The organism is Kitasatospora sp. NPDC032757, from assembly GCF_055579305.1.
Map to the genome: position 1 here is coordinate 1 of NZ_JBVINN010000026.1, position 17,783 is coordinate 17,783.

Genomic DNA, 17,783 nt, shown 5'->3' on the forward strand with positions numbered 1-17,783 from the left:
CGGCTCCACCGCGGCCTCCAGGGCGCCCGCTTCACCGCCACCGCCCTGAGCGGCGTCCGCCGCCGCGGCTGGGCCCAGTCGATCGGCGAGCGCGAACCGGGCGTGGCCTCGGTCGCCGCACCCGTCCGCGGCCCCTCCAACCGCGTGGTGGCCGCCGTCTCCGTCTCCGGCCCGATCGAACGCCTGACCCGCCACCCCGGCCCGCTGCACGCCCAGGCCATCATCGAAGCCGCCCGCCACCTCACCGAGGCCCTGCGCCGGACCTGACCACGGACCGAGCGCCGTCCGGCCGGCCGACCGGCTCCGCCGGCAGGCAGTCCGGCGCACCTCTGTGCCGGCGGCTGCGCTCGCGGCGGGCTCCGGCAGCCGCACTCGGGGTGGGCGGCCGGTCGGGGACACGGGACGGGGCCGGTTCCCCGCCCGTCGACAGGGGTCGGCCTACTTCGTCCGGGGCGGGAGGCGGAGGGTGAAGCGGGCGCCGCCGCGCGGGCTGGTGCCGACGTCGAGGGTGCCGCCGTGGGCCTGGGCGACCCAGGAGGCGATGGACAGCCCGAGTCCGGTGGAGCCGGAGCCGCTGTGGAAGCGCTGGAAGAGGGAGTCGGCCAGAGCCGGGGGGACGCCGGGGCCGGCGTCGTCGACGGTCACCGTTCCGTCGGCCGCCACGGTGACGTCGACCTCCGCGGGCAGGCCCGGGGCATGGCCGTGGAGGAGCGCGTTGCCGAGCAGGTTGGCCACCGCCCGCCGGAGCAGGTCGGGATCGGCGACCACGACGACCGGGTCGGTGTGGACGGTCACGCGGTGCTCGCCGGCCTCGATGTCGTCCACGACCACCTCGACGAGCTGGTCCAGGCGCAGTGGCTGGCTGGCCAGGGTGCCGACACCGGCCATCAGCCGGGCCCGGGTCAGCAGGCCGTCGATCAGGTCCCCCATCCGGGAGGCCAGGCGCACGGTCCGTTCGAGCGCGGCGGTGCGGTGCTCGTCGTCGCGCAGCGCGGTCTCCGCGAGGCCGCGGAGCGATGCGGTGGGTGTGCGCAGGTCGTGGGCCGCGTCGGCGAGGAACTCCTCCTGCTGCTGCAGCGCCGTCAGCGCCGGCCGGATCGCCCGCCCGGAGAGCAGGTGCCCGGCCACCGCGGACAGCGCAACCAGGACCGCACAGCCGGCCACCAGCAGCAGAGCCAGCTTGCGGTGCGCAGCCCGGTCAGCGGTGGTGTCATCGGCTGCGACCACTGCACCGGCCGTCGACTGGCCGTCGGCTCCCGCGTAGGGCTCGGCGAGGAGCCGGATCCGGTGGCCGTTGTCGCTGCGCGCGTCGGCCACGACGGCCGATCCCTCGCGCATGGCTTCCGCGGCCACCGATTCCAGGTCCTCGGGGTGGGCCCGAACGCAGGGCTTGCGCGGGGTGTAGGCGACGGTGGGCCGGTCGGCCGTGCCGGTCACCACGGTCACCGGCGGGCAGTCGGTCTCCATCCCGTCCTGAAGGGCCTGCGCGTCGAACTGGCCGTCGTCGTCGAAGCCCAGGAGCAGGATCGCCTGGCTGGTCTGCAGGGTGAGCGCGTCGTCGAGCCGGTCGCTCCAGGCGTTGTCGTCGGTGCGGATGGCGAACGCCGCCAGCCCGATCAGTCCGATCGCGCTGGTGAGAGCGAACAGTGCGGTGAGTCGTCTGCGCAGCCGCCGGATCCGGGCCGCGGCCGTCATCACCGTCCGCCGCCGGCGCCGCCGGGCGGTGCCAGCCGGTAGCCCACCCCGCGGACCGTGTGGATCAGCGGCGGGTCGCCGAGCTTGCGGCGCAGCTGGGAGACCAGCACCTCGACGACGTTGGAGTTCGGCTCGGTCATCTCGTCCCAGCACTTCTCGATCAGGTCGGCGCGGGGCACCGCCTGGTCCGCCCGGGCCGCGAGCAGCTCCAGTACGGCGAACTCCTTGCGGGTGAGCATCAGCAGCACGCCGTCCCGGTGCACCTGGCGGCGGGCGGTGTCGATCTCCAGGTCGGCGAACCGCTGCACCGGGGGCCGGACGGTGGCCGCCCGTCGGCACAGACTGTGCACCCGGGCCGCCAGCTCGGGCACCGCGAACGGCTTGACCAGGTAGTCGTCGCCGCCGACGGCGAACCCCTCGACCCGGTCGGCGACCGTGTCCCGGGCTGTGAGGAACAGCACCGGGACGGTCCGCCCCGCCCGGCGCAGCTCGCGCACGAAGTCGACGGCGTCCCCGGAGGGCAGCATCCGGTCGAACACCGCGCAGTCGTACTCGGTGACGAACAGCGCCTCGTCCGCGGCCGGCAGATCGGCCACCTCGTCGACCGCCAGCCCCTCGCTGCGCAGCGCCGCGGCCACCGCGAACCGCAGGTCATCGTCGTCTTCGGCCACCAGTACTCGCACGGCGGCCAGGATAGCCCGATGTGCGGCCGGGGCCGCCCTCATCAAATCCTCAGCTTCGCCCGGCCATCATCTGTGAGGTCACAGCGGAGCGAACCGGCAGGAGCCGAACAGCGCGGCCGTTCGCCCGGGAGATCCGTCGGCGGACCGGCACGCGGCGCCGTGAGACATCCCCGGGCGCGATCCCCCACGCGCCCGGGGACCGCTGTACCGGCCGGCGGGCGGAGCCCTCGGCCCGGCCGCCCCGGGCCACCGGGGTGGTGCCGGTCCCGCCGACCACCGACCACCGCGGCCCGCCGTACGCAACAACCCTGCCGATTCACTCTGGAGCACCCCCATGAACCACCCGACGAGCAAGCGTGCCGGCCTGATCCTGGCCCTGGCCGCACTCGGCGTGACGGCACTTGCCGGATGCATCCCGGCGTACGGGGACACGGCTGAGGAGGGCGCCGGCACGGCGCCGACCGATTCCGCGCAGCAGAGCGCCCTGCAGACCTTCTACCGGCAGAAGCCGTCCTGGACCACGTGCGGCGAACTGCAGTGCGCCACGTTGACCGTCCCGATGGACTACGCGCACCCGGAGACCGGCCGGACCTTCACCCTGCCGCTGGCCAGGTCCGTGGCGACGGACCCCGCCCAGCGCATGGGCTCCCTGGTCTTCAACCCCGGCGGACCGGGCGAATCCGGGGTCGAGCAGCTGAAGTCCGGCGGCCTCTCCTCCTTCAGCGAACGGGCGCGCGCCCGCTTCGACATCGTCGGCTTCGACCCCCGGGGCGTGGCCGGCAGCAAGCCGGCCGTCGACTGCGGCTCCCCCGGTTCCGCCGACCAGGACCAGCCCGAATCCGACACCGCCCCGACGAGTGCGTATCCGAAGACCGCCGCCGAACGCAGCGCCGCGCTCGCGGACGCCGAGAAGCAGGTCGCCGCCTGCAAGGCCCGCAGCGGAGCCATCCTGCCGCACGTCGGGACGCTGGACGCGGCCCGCGACATGGACGTGCTGCGTGCGGCCCTCGGCGACGAGAAGCTCAGCTACCTCGGCTGGTCCTACGGCACCTACCTCGGCACCGTCTACGGCGAGCTGTTCCCGCACCGGGTCCGCGCGCTCGTCCTCGACGGCGCGGTCGACCCCTCACTCGGGTGGTCCGAGGCCGCCCTCCAGCAGGGCGGAGCCTTCCGGAAGTCGGTGGACGACTACGCCCGGCAGTGCGCCACCGTGGTCCACGACGCCTGCCCCGCCACCACCCCGGACGGCATCCAGAAGGTGATCGCCGACCTGCACCGGCGGACGGCCAGGCACCCGCTGCCCATCAAGGGCACCACCGAGCGGCTCGACCAGAACATGCTGCTCACCGCCCTCACCAAGTCGATGTACTCGCCCGAGTCCCAGTGGCAGGACCTGTCCGAGGCACTGCGCGCCGCGCGGGGCGGCGACGGGACGAAACTCGCCGAGATCGCCGGCCCCGGCATATCCGGCCAGAACGACGGCGCCGGCTCCGGGTCCGAACCGGGCGGCTCCGGCGAGCGGGCCCCCGACAACTCCGCCGTCGCCATCACCGCCGTCAACTGCCTCGACCAGCCGCACCCCAGGGACCCGCAGCCCTACTGGGACCTGATGGAGCGCGCCGACCGGGAGGCCGGAGTCTTCGGCACCTCCGCCGTGCTCGCCGAACTCACCTGCAAGGACTGGCCGGCCGGACAGCAGCAGCCGCACCGCGTGAACGCCGAGGGCCTGCCCCCGGTCCTCGTCGTCGGCACCACCGGCGACCCGGCCACGCCCTACCCGTGGTCGCAAGGCCTCGCGGCCCAACTGCCCGGCGGCATGCTGCTCACCTTCAAGGGGCCCGGCCACACCGCCTACGGCCGCAGCAATGCCTGCGTCACCGATGCCGTCGACGCCTACCTCGTCGACCTGAAGCCGGTTCCGAGCGGGACGACCTGCTGAACGGCCGGGACTCCCCCGCGCCGCCCCGCCCCCGCCCCCAGCTCGCCCTACTGGAGACCTTCCACGTGCCCGTCGACATGTCCCCGGACTCCTTGACCACGTCACCGCCCTTCCAGCCGCTGCAGCCCGACGACCCGGGTGACGTCGGCGGCTACCGGCTGCACGCCCGGCTCGGGGCGGGCGGCATGGGGCGGGTCTACCTGTCCTACACCCCCGGTGGCCGGCCGGTGGCCCTCAAGACGGTCCGGCCGGAGTTCGCGCAGGACACCGAGTTCCGGTGGCGCTTCGCACAGGAGGTGGCCAACGCCCGGCGGATCCACGGGCTGTACACCGCCCAGGTGATCGACTCCGGCGCGGACGCCGACGTGCCCTGGCTGGCCACCGCGTACGTTCCGGGCCCGTCGCTGCAACAGGTGGTCCGGGAACACGGCGCACTGCCGGTGCGCACGGTCCTGCTGCTGATGGGCGGGATCGCGGAGGCCCTGCAGGCGATCCACGGCGCCGCGGTGGTGCACCGGGACCTCAAGCCCGCCAACGTGCTGATCGCGGCCGACGGTCCGCGCGTGATCGACTTCGGCATCGCCCGCGCGGCCGACGCCGTCGCGCTGACCGGCACCGGTTTCCGGATCGGTTCGCCTTCCTTCATGGCGCCCGAGCAGGCGCTGGGCCGGCCGGTCACGCCCGCGACGGACGTCTTCGCGCTGGGCTCGCTGGCGGCGTACGCCGCCGGCGGCACCCAGCCGTTCGGCGAGGGACCGGAGACCGCGGTGCTCTACCGGGTGGTGAACGAGCAGCCGGACCTCGGCCGCGTCCCGGGCGGCCTGCACGCGCTGCTGCTGCGCTGCCTGGCCAAGCAACCCGAGGACCGGCCCACACCCGCCGAGATCATCGAGGCCGCCCGCAACCACCCCGCCGTGGGCGGCGCGCTGCGCTTCGCCGACGACTGGCTGCCCACGCGGGTCACCGGCGACATCACCCGCCGCTCCGACCTGCCGCAGGACCCGGCGCAGGGCCTCCCGCAGGACCTGCCCACCGTGATCTCCCCCGACATCGTCGCCGTCCAGGCCCCGCCCGGCTCGTACGGCGCTGCGCAGCCCCTGCCCGAGGCGCCGACCGCTCTGCTTCCGCCCCCGCCGCCGACCGTCGTCGCTCCCGCGGCACCCGCGGTGGGCAGACCCCGCCGCAAGGGCGTGACCTGGAAGACGGTGCTGCTGTCGACGGCGCTGGTGGTGGCTCTCGGCGGCACGGTCGGCGGCGTGGTCCTGTCCGACAAGCTCGACCGGGTCCTCGCCGCCACGGGATCGGCCGACGACAGCCCGACGGCCCGTGACACCGGCCCGGACACATCGGCACCGGTGGCCGACGGCCCGACGACCGCCAACCCGGCCACGTACACCGCGGTCTACACCGGTGCGGACCTGACCGCCCCCGACGAGTCCTACGACTTCGACATCGAGACCGGCAGGCTGATCCCCGCAGAGTCCACCCAGTGGTCCGTGGGGCACAACGCCAACGAGTTCCTGATCCCGACAGGAAGCGACGCCGCCATCGCCCCGGGCGGCCGGCCCACCCCGACCGAGTGCTCGGCGGCCATCGACCGGCAGCCGGCGACGGCTCTCGGCTTCGGCGACCTGCCCGCCGGACGAGCCTTCTGCCTACGCGCTCGCAGCACCCACGACATCGCGATCGTGCGGGTCGTCTCCGTGACCCCCAACGGCCCGGTGAAGATCTCGATGGACCACTTCCGCAGCGACGGCTGACCCGTCGGCGCGGGCGGAGGGCGCGCGCCGGAGAAGGTCCGAGCGAGACGATCCACGCAGCACGACCGCGACGCCCACCACCGGCATCGCCACGCCGCGCCCGGGCCCGTCCGACGGACCTCCTCGATGACGCGGCTCCTCACCCGGGCCGGTGCACGCGTCGTTCACTGCAGGATGTCCGGGTGGACGCCCGCGTACAGGTTGGCCGCGGTGATGAAGCCGATCATGAGGTCGGTGACCACCCTGAGCCACGGCTTCTGCCGGTCGATCCGCCCCGGGTCACCGATGATCAGTACCGCCAGCAGCGTGAACATGACCGCCGGAACCACCCGGGCCGGGTCCAGCCGGTGCGACGCGGGCAGCGCCACATGGAGCATCGCGGCAGTCGCGATCGCCATCGCCACCGGCCATCAGCGCTCGCCGCGCGCGTCGGCCTGATCGAGTGTCACCGGCGGCGGACCGGCCGCCCCGGGGCTTGATGCCATACCCCATTGTCACGAACCCGGTTGCGTGGACCTCGGACGGCACACCCGTGTCCGTCGTTCGTTCCGTTCACCGAAGGAAGCGGGCCGGCCCGACCCCGCACGAGCCCGGCCGTCCGGCTCCGGGAATCAACGTGCGGAGCGAATCCGCCGGAGCCGAACTCGGCGGGGCCACCGGCCGAACCGCCGCGAAGACCGTGGAGCCTTTCGGACACCCCGTCATGACCTCCCCGGGCGCTGTGCACAGCCATGGGTTCGCCTCGCATTGCGCCGACGAATTTGCATTGAGCATGACAGGCACCCGGACACAGTTCACCCTGAACAGAGATCGTGCAGGAATCAACATTTCCGGAGAAATTCGATCTTGTCCCGGGCCATACGCATCTTTGTTGTGACCTTTGCCACAGCCTGACCTGCAGTCACGTTCACGAACGCGGGCCTTTATGGCCGGATCATTGCGCAGTGGCCAAATCCAATCTGACACTTCATCAGACATTCTGCTTTGATGGCAATATGTGTGCGGCCGTACCACCTCTCTGACCTTCTGCACACTGAACGTGTACTCGATGACGAATGGCTCAACTTTGCGCAGCAACCGTTCGGGTCGCAACGAAGCGACCACGCGGCCTCGCCTCGCAGGCGAAAATCTCACCCTCCAGGAGTTCTCGCGGCTCGCCGGCAACGTCGGCGGCTATCCCTACGTGAAAATCGTGCTCGACCGCACCGATTCGGTGCTCCACTTCATCGACAGTGCGGACGGCACGCTCCACGTCCGCTACATCGCGTCCGAGATACTCGGCATGTCGATAGAAGAGCTGGCCCGCGATCTCGATTCGTTCAACGACGAGGTCTACCGGAATCCCGACCGCCGCTTCTATCTCGGCACCCTCGCCCTGCACACCCGGCGCGGCGCCGCCGGCGGCCGAGCGGCCGACACCTTCATGTCGTTGGAGACCGTCGACGTCGACACCATGTCCCAGGACATGCTGCGGTCCTTCTACCACCGGGTGCGCGACCACATTGACCCGTCGCTGCCGCTGGTCCTCAAACCGGCCAACCACCGGCAGGAGGGTTACGTCGCCCGGATCCCCGAGACCGAGATACCGCGCGTCCTGTCCCACGAGCTCTACTCCACGGCCTCCTTCGTGCCGTTGAACCCCGGGGCGGCCCACGGGCGGCTGCGGGTGTTCCGCTCCGAGGAGGAGTACCGGGCCAGTCCCGAACCGCTGGAGTGGCACGACATCGTGGCGATGCCCCGGGTGCCCGAGGACATCCCCCGGGTGTCCGGCATCATCCACACCGAGCACACCACCCCGCTCTCCCACATCAACGTGATGGCCGCCGGATGGCGGATCCCCAACGCGGTCGGCATCGGAGCCGCCGACCGGATCGCCCGCGCCGGGCTGGACGGCCGCTGGATCCACTACCGGGTCGATGCCGACGGATCCGACCTCCTCCTCGAAGCCGCGCAGCCGCGACGCGACGGCGTTCGGCCGACGCCGCCGCCGCCGGCCGAACGCATCACCGTGGACCGGCCCGACCTCTCGGCCAGCCCGATCACCCCCCTGTCCGAACTGCGCGCGGGCGACCACGTCCGGTTCGGCACCAAGGCCGCGAACCTCGGTGAAGTCATCCACCTGCTGCAGCACGGCTCACCCCGCTGGCTCGGCTACTACCGCGTCCCCCGGCCGCCCCGGGACAATCTGCTGCACTACCTGGCCCGGCAACTCGACATCCCCGGGGGCACGGACGACGAACTGACCACCGCCGTGCAGCTCCTGGTGAAGGAGCACGCCCAGGTGCCGCGCGGGATCGTGCTGCCGTTCTCCCTCCAACAGCGCTTCCTGGACTCCTCGGCGGAGCTCCGAGCCGCCGTCGACCGGCTCGACTCCGCAGGTGCGGACGGTACTTCCCGGATCGAGCACCTCTGTCGCGAGGCGCAGCAGCTGATCCGCGCCACCCCGCTGCCCGGTCCGATCCGGACCGAGATCGACCGGGCGATCGACCGGCACCTGTACGGCGCACCCGTCCAGGTCGTCCGCTCCTCCTCCAACGCCGAGGACCTGCCCGGCTTCTCGGCCGCCGGACTCTACGAGTCGGTGGCTCACGTCAGCGGCGCCGACGCCGTCCTCGACGCGGTCCGGGAGGTCTGGGCCTCGCTGTTCTCGCCACGGGCCGTACTGCTGCGCCACCAGGCGGGCATCCCCATGGACCACTGCCGCATGGGCGTGATCGTCCAGGAGCAGGTCGGCGCCACCACCGGCGGCGTCCTGGTCACCTGCAACCCGCTGAGCCCGCAGGACTTCCGCAACGTCTACCTCAACATCTCACCGCACTCGGTGACCGAGGTGGTCTCCGGGCAGGGCGCCCCGCTCCAGTACCTGTGCAACACCGTGGAGGGCGGCAGCCGCACGGTCTCGCTGGGCACCGCCACCGCCGATCTGGACTCCGCGACCAAGGACCTCCTGGGCCGACTGGCGCTGATCAGCCGGCTGCTGCAGTCGCACTTCTCACCCGACGAGAGCTACGCCGCCCCGGTCGACATCGAGTGGGCGATCGAGGGCGGCCGGGTCAGCCTGCTGCAGCTGCGCCCCTTCCGCGTCGCCGGCTGAAGCGCGCCGGCCGACGTCCGCGAGGACAGTGAACTTCCGTCAGGAGAAAGCACGTTGAACAGGATTCTGTACGTCTACGTCAAGGGCGGGGCCCCGCTGGAGTACGCCTTCCCGCGCATCGCCGCCTGCGGGGAGCTGCACGTGCTCGCACTGGCTCCGCTGCCAACGACCGCCGAGGAGGTGTGGCGGCCCAGCTGTACCGGCATCGAGCTGCTCCCCGACGCGCCGCGCGGCGAGGAACTGGTCGAGCTGATCGTGGAGCACGCGAAGGCCATCGGGGCGGACGCGGTGCTGACGCTCTCGGAGTTCGCCGTGCTGGCCGTCGCGCACGCCGCGCGTCGGCTCGGCCTGGCCGGTGCCGGCCCGGGGATCATCCGCGCCAGGGACAAGCGGCTGATGCGGGAGGCGTGGGCCGCCGCCGGGGTGCCGATACCCCGGTTCCGCCGGGTCGACAGCCTCGCGGACCTGGACGCCGCGCTGGCCGAGTTCACACCCCCGCTGCTGCTCAAGCCGGCCTGGGGCGCCGGGTCGGTCGCCCAGATCGTCCTGGACTCGGCCGGGGACGCCGCCCCGGCGTGGAGCGAGATCGAGCGCGGACTCCAGGCCGGCAGCCGGGTCGGCATGAACGAGCTCTACGCCGCGGACACCGACCGGGACCGGCTGGTCGAGGAGATCGCCCTGGGCTCCACCGAGGGCTGGTACCCGGAACCCGGCTACGGCGACTACGTGAGCGTGGAGGGGATCGTCGCGGACGGTGTGTACCGTCCGCTGGCCATCACCGCCAAACTGCCGACCGTGCCGTCCTTCGTCGAGGTGGCCAGCACCTCGCCCTCCGTCATGCCCGTGCCGCTGCAGCGCCGGATCGAGGAGGTGTCGAGGCAGGCCGTCGACGCGCTCGGCCTGGAGAACTGCGGCACCCACACCGAGTTCAAGCTGATGGAGAACGGCGAGTTGGTGGTCATCGAGACCGCCGCCCGGTTCGGCGGCCTGCTGACGACCAGGCAGGTCCACGAGGTGTTCGGGCTCGACCCGATCGGCATGCTGGTCCGGCAGCTGCTGGGCGAGCGGGTCGACTACCCCGAGGCCATGCTCACCGACGGCGCGCGGGCCGCCGCGTCGGTGGCCGTCGTCCCGGCCGACGCGGCCGGAGTGCCCTGGCGGAGCAGGCCCGTCTGGAACCCGCAGGCCGTGGACTGGCAGAGCCTGCTGTCACCGGGCAGCACCATCGAGGACGTACCCGCCTTCGCCATGCCGGCGGGACAGCGGGTGCCCGCATTCGACCCCGCCGCGGGGTCGCGCAACTGGCTCGGGGTGTACCTGCTGAGCGCCGCCGACGCCGCCACCCTGCGCCGTGACTGCAACGCCGTGCTGAACGGTCTGGAAGCCGCCCTGCACCGGGCCGCCGGCTGATACCGCCGGTCGATCACCGAGGTACTTTCATGCGTGTACTGTTCGCCGGCGCCCCCGGCGTCGGCCATCTCTTCCCCCTGGTCCCGCTGGCCCGAGCCATGCGCGACCTGGGCCATGTGGTCGCGATCGCCTCGATGGACGGCGGCGAGCCGGTCGCCGCGTGCGGGCTGCCGTACCTGCCCCTCGCCCCCGGGGTGGACTGGCGCAAGGAGATCCGGGAGGCCGGCCGCACCCGGCGGCCCGACCTGATGCGGCGGGTGGTCGAGACCGATGCGGCCGACCGCGAGGCCTTCGTCCCGCTGGCCGCCCACGTCAACAGCGCGGTGGCCGACGCGACCGTCGAACTCGCCGCGCGGTGGCGACCCGATCTGGTGGTGTACGAGTACCTGTTCCCGGTGGCACTGCTCGCGGCGACCAGGCTGGGCGTGCCCGCGGTCCAGCACGACCTGGGATTCGTCCGCACCCCCCGGCTGCGCGCGCTGATGCTGGCGGAGATGGCGGAGACCTTCGCCCGGCACGGAATCGACCGGCTGCCGGAGCCGGTGGACACCGTCGACCTCGCGCCGCCGAGCATGGTCCGGGGAGAACGCTACGGCTGCTCGATGCGGCCCGTCGCCTACAACGGCGAAGGCGCGCTCCCCGAGCCCCTGGCCGCGCCCGCCCGTCGTCCGCGCGTGGCGGTGACCCTGGGCACGGTACCGCCCAGGACGGACGGCCTGACCAGGATCGAGCGGGTGATCACGGCGGCCGCCGACGTCCACGCGGACTTCGTGCTGGCCACCGGCGAGCTCGACCTCAGTACGCTCGGCACACTGCCGGACAACGTCCGCTCGTACGGCTGGGTGCCGTGGCGGGCGCTGCTGGGCACCTGCGCGGCCGCGATCCACCACGGCGGCAGCGGTACCGCGCTCGCCGCGCTGGACGCGGGCATCCCGCAGCTCGCGCTGCCCGACGGGTCCGACCGCTTCGTCAACGCGGACGCGGTGCGCGAGCGGGGAGCCGGACTCAGCGCAGGCGCCGAGGAGATCGGGCCGGCGCTGCTGGACCGGTTGCTCACCGACGACGCGCTGGCCCGGGCCGCGCGCGAGGTCAGCGGGGAGATCTCCGCGATGCCCGGCCCGACCGCGCTGGCGGCGCGGCTCTGCGACAGCGCCGGTGGCCGGGCCGGCTGAACCCGGGCTCGCGGCCGCTCGGGGTGGGCCGGACGTCCGGTACGAAGCCCGGTGTCATGCGACCACCGGCCGCGCGGCCGGGCCGGGTCTCAGGTCAGGAACCGCACGGTGGTCGACACGAAGCTGTCGGCGTCGTCCAGCCAGGGGTAGTGGCCCGCGCCGGGCTGGGCGACGAACTCGGCGCGCGGGAACAGCGCGGCGAAGCGGGACAGCAGGTGCGGGGGCGAGGCCAGGTCGAACTCCCCGGCGAGGACCAGGACCGGCGTGTCGAGCGAGGCGAGCGCCGCCCGGGTGGCATCCGGGTCGAAGGCACCCTCGGATCCGAAGACCTCCGCCGCCGCCGCGTTCCACTGGGCCTCCTCGGCCGCCCGGTGGGCGCGCGCCGTCTCGTCCCAACGGCCGTAGAGGAACGGCGCGATGGCCACCCAGTCATCGGCCTCGGCCCGGCCGGCGTCGATGGCGTCGAATGCCGCCGACGCCGTCGCGTACCAGGGCTCGTCCCCGCGGAGCCGCCCGACCTCGCGCCGGTCCTCGCCGGTGACCTCCAGGCCGACGGCGGCGGTGCCGGGCGTGACGAGGACGAGCCGGCCGACGCGGTGCGGGTACTGCTCCGCGTATCGCACGGCAAGGTTGGCGGCGGCGGAGTGCGCGAGCAGGTCGATCCGGTCCAGGCCGAGGTGTTCGCGCAGCACCTCGACGTCGCCGACCAGACGGTCGCAGCGGTAGGAGGCGAGGTCCTCCGGTGTCGCGGACAGCCCGGCGCCGCGCTGGTCGGCCACGACCAGCCGCCGGTGCGCGGGGAGGCCTCCGAGGTCGCCGAGGTAGACGGAATCCCGCATCGGTCCGCCCGGCAGGCAGACCACGGGGGTGCCGGTGCCCTCCCCGAGGACACGGTAGGCGAGCTCGGTGCCGTCAGGCGCTATGAGAGTAGGCATGGTGATCCCAGCAGGTGTGCGGTGTCATCGTGGAGTTGAAGCGGTGCGGAGCGCCGGACGGGCCGCCGCGCGCGACGTCGCCGCGACTGTGCCGGCCCGTCCGACGCAGCCGGATCCACCGAGCATGAGAAGTCGCATGTGAGCCACTGTCCCCACCGCGTGCCGGTTGGTCCACCCCCATCTGCCGTCAGCGGAATCGCCGTCAGCTGAACCCCGACGGGCGGTGCCCGGCGAGCGTTGTCCGACCCGAGTCGGCGGACGCTCCCCCAGCCCGACGGCCGAGCCCGCCGGGGCCCGCACCGCGCGAGGTACTCGTCGCCGGCGCACAACCCCAACGCGTGCTACTCCAGCAGCTTTCGGTCCGTCGAATAGCTTGTGGATGCCGTCTGACGGCACCCAGCGGCCATGCGGGACAACGACCGGAGGAGCCACAATGCCCAGGGAGGCGCCCTACCTTGCCGTGAGTGACGCGTTGCGCGCACGCATCCACGCGGGAGAGTGGGAGGTCGGGGCGCGCCTGCCGTCGCGGATGAGGCTCGCCGAGGAGTACGGGGTCGGGCGGAACGTCACGCAGCGAGCGGTGGAACGCCTGATCGCCGAGGGCCTGTTGGAAGGACGCGCGGGTTCGGGGACGTACGTCGGTGTCGCGCGCGAGCGCCTGCCGGTGATCCGCTCCCGGCACCGCGAACACCGGGCCGGCTCCCCTCTCGCCACCTCGATGGACGAGAGGGGCAGGGCCGACGCCTGGGACACGCACAGCCTGGTGTGCGTCCCCGCCACCGAGGCCGTGGCCGAGCGGCTCGGCATCAGCCCCGGCGATCCCTGCGTCACCACCCACTACGAGTTCCTCGCCGGCGGTCAACCCGTCCAACTCTCCCGATCCTGGGAGCCGATGGCCATCACGGGCGGCACGCCGGTCGTGCTCCCCGAGTCCGGACCACTCGCCGGGAAGGGCGTGGTCCCACGCATGCACTCCATCGGCGTGGTGGCCCACACTGTGGTCGAGCGGCTCCGCCCGGCTCATGCCACTCGGGCGCAGGCACATCTCCTGGGGATCAGCCCAGGAGATCTGGTGCTCCGGATCGAGCGGACCATCTACGACACCGGCGGCCGCCCCGTGGAGACCGCCGACATCGTCATTCCGGACGGACGACGGGAAGTGGTCTACGAGTTCGGAGTCGACCACCCCTCGCCGCCGGATCCGGCGGGATACCGAACGACCTCCGATGGTCGGTGACCGCGTGCCCTCGGTCCTGCGTTCCGGACTCCTGCGCAACCCCGACTTCGGGCGTCTGTTGGCCACGACCGCAGCCGCTCAACTGGGCGACCGGATCATGTTCCTGGCGCTGCCGCTGGTCGCCGTCGCGGCCCTCGACGCCGATGAGCTCCACGTCGGACTGGTGACCGCGATGGTCACCACGGGCTCGCTCCTGGCCGGGCTGCCCGCCGGAGCGTGGGTGGACGGCCTGCCGAAGCGGACGGTCATGATCAGCACCGACCTCGTGCGGGCGCTGGCGCTCGCGACGATACCGATCGCATGGTGGGCCGGTCTCCTCACCATGGGCTGGCTCCTGGCGATCGCCCTGGTCCACGGGGCACTGACCGCCGTCGCCGATGCCGCCCACGTCAGCTTCCTCCCGCACCTGGTGGGTCGCGGCGACCTCGTCGAAGGGAACTCGAAGCTCTCGGCGGTGCGCTCGGTGACCAGCATCAGCGGCCCCATGGTGGCGGGGCCGCTGGTCGGTTGGACGGGCGCCCCTGCCGCGCTCCTGGCGAGCTCGTTGGGGATGGCCGTGTCCGGAATCCTCACGACCGGTATCCGGAAGCGCGAACGGAGGCTGGAACCCGCTGAACGGCCCCGGCTGCTCCGTGGCGTCAAAGAGGGCCTGGCGTTCGTTCTCACGGATCCCGTGCTCCGCGCGACCGTGTGGGGGGACGCGTTCTTCAATCTCTTCCTGGCCATGTACCAGGCCATGCTGCTGGTCCTCCTGCCCAGGGACATGGGCCTCGATTCCGCCGGCATCGGCCTCGTGCTGTCGGGGATGGGCTGCGGCGCCCTGGTGGGTGCGCTCTGCGCGAGGCCGCTGTCCGCGCGATTCGGGCCCGGTCCGGTCATCTGGCTCGCGCCCCTCGCCACATGCCCGCTGACAGCCCTGATGCCACTGGCCCGCCCCGGTTGGCCCGTCGCCGTGGCGGCGGCCGGGCTCGCGGCCCTCTCCCTGGGCGGAGTCGTCCGCGTCGTCGCCCAGTCGAGCGTCCAACAGGCGCTCACGCCGGTCCGGATGCTCGGCCGGATGAGCGCGACCACCCGGTTCCTTTCCGGCTGCGGTCTACCGCTGGGCGGAGTTCTGGGCGGAGCCGCAGGCGCCGCCCTGGGGGCGAGGGCCACCCTGTGGATCGGCGCGGTCGGCATGACGCTGAGCTTCGTCCCGAGCCTCGCGTCACCGCTTCGACGCATGCGCAGGGCGCCGAAGGAGAACGGCCCCGTGCGCCCCGGCCCACCCGACGCGCCGTCCCCGCGGCCGGCCCCGTCCACGGCAGCCGCCTTCGGAGAAACCGATGCCGGCGCCACCGGGTGAGGGCGCGCCGGCGCCACCTCCGGCCCTCACCATGCGCGATCGAACGCCGCCAGCAGACCGACGGCACGACCTGTCCGACCGCGAAGGTCCCGTCGAGGCGCTGCTCCTGGCGGACCGCACGCGCCGGGTATCCGGACGGGCTATTCGCGGGCGAGCATGGCCTGTGCCTCGGTTTCGAGGTCGATGTACGGCTCGCCGCTGACGTCGACGGCGATGCGGTGGAGGGTGGCGCCGGTGAAGGCCCAGGGGGCGGTGCCGGGGTAGTGGTCGGTGACGGCTTCGCCGCTGTCGCGGCCGATGGTGAGGCCTTCGCCGGCGAGGGTGAAGCGGCCGGGCTGGGTCTTGATGCGGCCTTCGCCGACCTTGTGGTCGCCGTGGTAGAGGCTGAGGATGCCGGTGGCGACGCCGGGCGAGGCCTCGCCGTCCTTGTCGAAGGCGGCGGCGAGGATGAGCTTCTCACCGGCCGGGAGGTCCTCGGTGGCGGTGATCAGCTGGTGGTCGGTACCGAGGAAGTTGTAGACGTAGTGGAGGCGGTTGTCGCGGACGAACAGGGCGTGCCCGCCGAAGCGGCCGCCGTGGGCGAACAGCACACCCGACGCTCCCGGGCCGGGGAGGTCCACGAGGGCACCGATCGCGTAGGAGCGGTTGCGGATGTTGACCGCGACCGCCTCGGGGACCTCGGAGCCGCCGGGCCGGTAGACGTAGCGGTTGCGGGGCGGGGTGAGCTGGGGGCGCGGGGTGGAGAGGATCTCCAGTGCGGACCGGTCGTCCAGGGGCAGCGCCTGGTTGACGCCGGCCTCGTAGAACCAGAGGCCGACCAGTTCGGTGAGGCGCTGCGGTTCCTGCTGGGCGAGGTCGTGGAGCTCGGAGCGGTCCTCCTCGGTGTGGTAGAGCTCCCAGGTGTCCTGGCTGTAGTTGCCCCAGCCGCTGATCGCGGGGTGGGTGGTGACGGCCTTCCAGCCCTGGTGCCAGATGCCGCGGGTGCCGAGCATCGAGTAGAACTGCGTCGTGCGGGCGGACGGCACGGCGGGCGCGTCGAAGGAGTAGCGCATGCTGACGCCCTGCAGCGGGACCTGGACGTGCCCGCGGACGGTCTCGGGCATCTCCACGCCGATGCAGTCCAGGACGGTGGGGACGATGTCGATGGCGTGGTGGTACTGGGTGCGGACCTCACCACGGGAGGCGATGCCGGCCGGCCAGGTGACGATGCACGGATCGCAGGTGCCGCCGTTGAAGGAGTACCGCTTCCACATCTTGAACGGTGTGTTGAAGGCCATCGCCCAGCCGTTGGGGTAGTGGCCGTAGGTCTCGATACCGCCGATCTTGTCGATCATGGCCATGTTGTCGTCGATGTCGTCGGCGACGTTGTTGAAGAACTTGTTCTCGTTGACCGAACCGTTCGGGCCGCCCTCACCGGACGCGCCGTTGTCGGAGACCACGACGAAGATCGTGTTGTCGAGCTGACCGATGTCCTCCAGGTAGGCGATGAGCCGGCCGACCTGGTCGTCGCAGTGCGAGAGGAACCCGGCGTACGCCTCGGCCATCCTCGCGAACAGGCGCCGCTCGTCCGCACTCAGCTCCGCCCAGGGCCGGGTGTAGTCCAGGGCCGGGAACGGCTCGCCACCCGGCCCGGTGCGGGTGTCCGGGGTGCCGATCGGGTTCAGCGGCGGCAGTTCGGTCGTGGCCGGGACCAGCCCCAGTTCCTTCTGGCGGGCCAGGATCTCCTCGCGCATCGCCTCGTAGCCGGCGTCGAAGCGGCCCCGGTAGCGGTCGATCCACTCCTTCGGCGCCTGGTGCGGGGCGTGCGCGCAACCCGGTGCGTAGTAGAGGAAGACCGGCCGCTCGGGGGCGACGGCCTTGACGTCGTCGAAGTACTGGATCGCCTTGTCCGTGATGTCGATGCCGAAGTGGTAGCCGTCCTCGGGGGTGGCGGGCTGCTCGACGGGGTGATTGTCGTGGACGAGGTCCGGGTACCACTGGCTGGTCTCGGCACCGAGGAAGCCGTAGAAGCGCTCGAATCCTCGCCCGAGCGGCCAACTGCGGCGGGTGGAGGCCAGGTTCATCTGGTCCTCGGGGCACAGGTGCCACTTGCCGGTGATGGCGGTGCTGTAGCCGCGCTCGACCAGGACCTCGGCGAGGGTCGCGCACTCGGGCGGGATGTTGCTGTTGGCGTTCGGGAATCCGATCGCGGCCTCGCTGATGCACGCCATGCCGTTGGTGGTGTGGTTGCGCCCGGTCAGAAGTGCGGAGCGGGTCGGCGAGCACAGTGCGGTGGTGTGCCACTGCGAATAACGCAGGCCCTGTGCGGCGAGCCGGTCGATGTTGGGGGTCTCGATCGGCCCGCCGTAACAGCTCATCGCGCCGAAACCGACGTCGTCCAGCACGACGTACACCAGGTTCGGCGCCCCCTCGGGGGCCTTCGGCTGCTCGTACGCCGACCAGTCCGGCACCGAGTCCCGCACGTCCAGGTTCACCACACCGCGAAACGCCCCGACCACCGCACACCACCTTCCGAC

At 72.4% G+C, this 17,783-nt stretch carries 13 protein-coding genes; 8 read left to right on the top strand and 5 right to left on the bottom strand.

Annotation, left to right across the window (positions count from 1 at the left end; translation table 11 throughout):
* A partial coding sequence (locus ACZ5WK_RS25570; protein WP_465550410.1) for an IclR family transcriptional regulator domain-containing protein occupies positions 1-267 on the top strand: 267 nt, incomplete at its 5' end.
* A 171-nt stretch (positions 268-438) separates the two neighbouring features.
* Here ACZ5WK_RS25570 and ACZ5WK_RS25575 read toward each other — a convergent pair.
* Both ACZ5WK_RS25575 and ACZ5WK_RS25580 read right to left on the bottom strand, forming a co-directional pair.
* Positions 439-1,695 (bottom strand): sensor histidine kinase, encoded by a 1,257-nt coding sequence (locus ACZ5WK_RS25575; RefSeq protein ID WP_465550412.1) that lies wholly within the window; start codon positions 1,693-1,695, stop codon positions 439-441.
* Positions 1,695-2,378 carry a response regulator transcription factor gene (locus ACZ5WK_RS25580; RefSeq protein WP_465550414.1) on the bottom strand — a complete coding sequence of 228 codons (684 nt, stop codon included), beginning with the start codon at positions 2,376-2,378 and terminating at the stop codon, positions 1,695-1,697. The genes ACZ5WK_RS25575 and ACZ5WK_RS25580 overlap by 1 nt, the downstream gene beginning before the upstream one ends.
* Before the next feature lie 334 nt (positions 2,379-2,712).
* Between ACZ5WK_RS25580 and ACZ5WK_RS25585 the strand changes: the two genes are divergently transcribed.
* Together ACZ5WK_RS25585 and ACZ5WK_RS25590 are read left to right on the top strand one after the other, a co-directional pair.
* Complete coding sequence (locus tag ACZ5WK_RS25585) at positions 2,713-4,317, top strand: alpha/beta hydrolase (RefSeq protein ID WP_465550416.1); 1,605 nt, start codon at positions 2,713-2,715, stop codon at positions 4,315-4,317.
* 65 nt (positions 4,318-4,382) lie between these two features.
* Positions 4,383-6,077: a serine/threonine-protein kinase gene (locus ACZ5WK_RS25590; RefSeq protein ID WP_465550418.1), complete on the top strand. Its 1,695-nt coding sequence runs from the start codon at positions 4,383-4,385 to the stop codon at positions 6,075-6,077.
* A gap of 164 nt (positions 6,078-6,241) precedes the next feature.
* Here ACZ5WK_RS25590 and ACZ5WK_RS25595 read toward each other — a convergent pair whose 3' ends face one another.
* On the bottom strand, positions 6,242-6,475 hold the full coding sequence (locus tag ACZ5WK_RS25595; protein WP_465550420.1) for a hypothetical protein: 234 nt from the start codon (positions 6,473-6,475) through the stop codon (positions 6,242-6,244).
* 794 nt (positions 6,476-7,269) lie between these two features.
* Between ACZ5WK_RS25595 and ACZ5WK_RS25600 the strand changes: the two genes are divergently transcribed.
* From ACZ5WK_RS25600 to ACZ5WK_RS25610, 3 genes are read left to right on the top strand one after another with little or no spacing between them, the layout of a single operon-like run.
* On the top strand, positions 7,270-9,171 hold the full coding sequence (locus tag ACZ5WK_RS25600; RefSeq protein WP_465550422.1) for a PEP/pyruvate-binding domain-containing protein: 1,902 nt from the start codon (positions 7,270-7,272) through the stop codon (positions 9,169-9,171).
* Between the two features lie 54 nt (positions 9,172-9,225).
* Positions 9,226-10,581: an ATP-grasp domain-containing protein gene (locus ACZ5WK_RS25605; RefSeq protein ID WP_465550424.1), complete on the top strand. Its 1,356-nt coding sequence runs from the start codon at positions 9,226-9,228 to the stop codon at positions 10,579-10,581.
* A gap of 29 nt (positions 10,582-10,610) precedes the next feature.
* Complete coding sequence (locus ACZ5WK_RS25610) at positions 10,611-11,753, top strand: glycosyltransferase (RefSeq protein WP_465550426.1); 1,143 nt, start codon at positions 10,611-10,613, stop codon at positions 11,751-11,753.
* 89 nt (positions 11,754-11,842) lie between these two features.
* On the opposite strand, the gene ACZ5WK_RS25615 is transcribed toward ACZ5WK_RS25610, so the two are convergent.
* Positions 11,843-12,688, bottom strand: coding sequence for an alpha/beta fold hydrolase (locus ACZ5WK_RS25615; protein ID WP_465550428.1), 846 nt, complete (start codon positions 12,686-12,688; stop codon positions 11,843-11,845).
* Positions 12,689-13,121: 433 nt separating this feature from the next.
* Here ACZ5WK_RS25615 and ACZ5WK_RS25620 point away from each other — a divergent pair, with 433 nt between their 5' ends.
* Both ACZ5WK_RS25620 and ACZ5WK_RS25625 read left to right on the top strand, forming a co-directional pair.
* Positions 13,122-13,925, top strand: a complete 804-nt coding sequence (locus tag ACZ5WK_RS25620) for a GntR family transcriptional regulator (protein WP_465550430.1) — start codon at positions 13,122-13,124, stop codon at positions 13,923-13,925.
* Positions 13,915-15,267, top strand: coding sequence for an MFS transporter (locus ACZ5WK_RS25625; RefSeq protein WP_465550432.1), 1,353 nt, complete (start codon positions 13,915-13,917; stop codon positions 15,265-15,267). Before ACZ5WK_RS25620 ends, ACZ5WK_RS25625 begins: the two co-directional genes overlap by 11 nt.
* A 140-nt stretch (positions 15,268-15,407) precedes the next feature.
* Here ACZ5WK_RS25625 and ACZ5WK_RS25630 read toward each other — a convergent pair whose 3' ends face one another.
* A complete protein-coding gene (locus ACZ5WK_RS25630; protein ID WP_465550434.1) occupies positions 15,408-17,765 on the bottom strand; it encodes an arylsulfatase in 2,358 nt (785 codons plus the stop codon).
* Positions 17,766-17,783 lie beyond the last annotated feature (18 nt).

Coding starts and splice junctions, on each gene's coding strand:
- ACZ5WK_RS25625 (WP_465550432.1), top strand. CDS start 13,915: ATGGTCGGTGACCGCGTGCCCTCGGTCCTGCGTTCCGGACTCCTGCGC.
- ACZ5WK_RS25595 (WP_465550420.1), bottom strand. CDS start 6,475: ATGGCGATCGCGACTGCCGCGATGCTCCATGTGGCGCTGCCCGCGTCG.
- ACZ5WK_RS25575 (WP_465550412.1), bottom strand. CDS start 1,695: ATGACGGCCGCGGCCCGGATCCGGCGGCTGCGCAGACGACTCACCGCA.
- ACZ5WK_RS25610 (WP_465550426.1), top strand. CDS start 10,611: ATGCGTGTACTGTTCGCCGGCGCCCCCGGCGTCGGCCATCTCTTCCCC.
- ACZ5WK_RS25585 (WP_465550416.1), top strand. CDS start 2,713: ATGAACCACCCGACGAGCAAGCGTGCCGGCCTGATCCTGGCCCTGGCC.
- ACZ5WK_RS25615 (WP_465550428.1), bottom strand. CDS start 12,688: ATGCCTACTCTCATAGCGCCTGACGGCACCGAGCTCGCCTACCGTGTC.
- ACZ5WK_RS25620 (WP_465550430.1), top strand. CDS start 13,122: ATGCCCAGGGAGGCGCCCTACCTTGCCGTGAGTGACGCGTTGCGCGCA.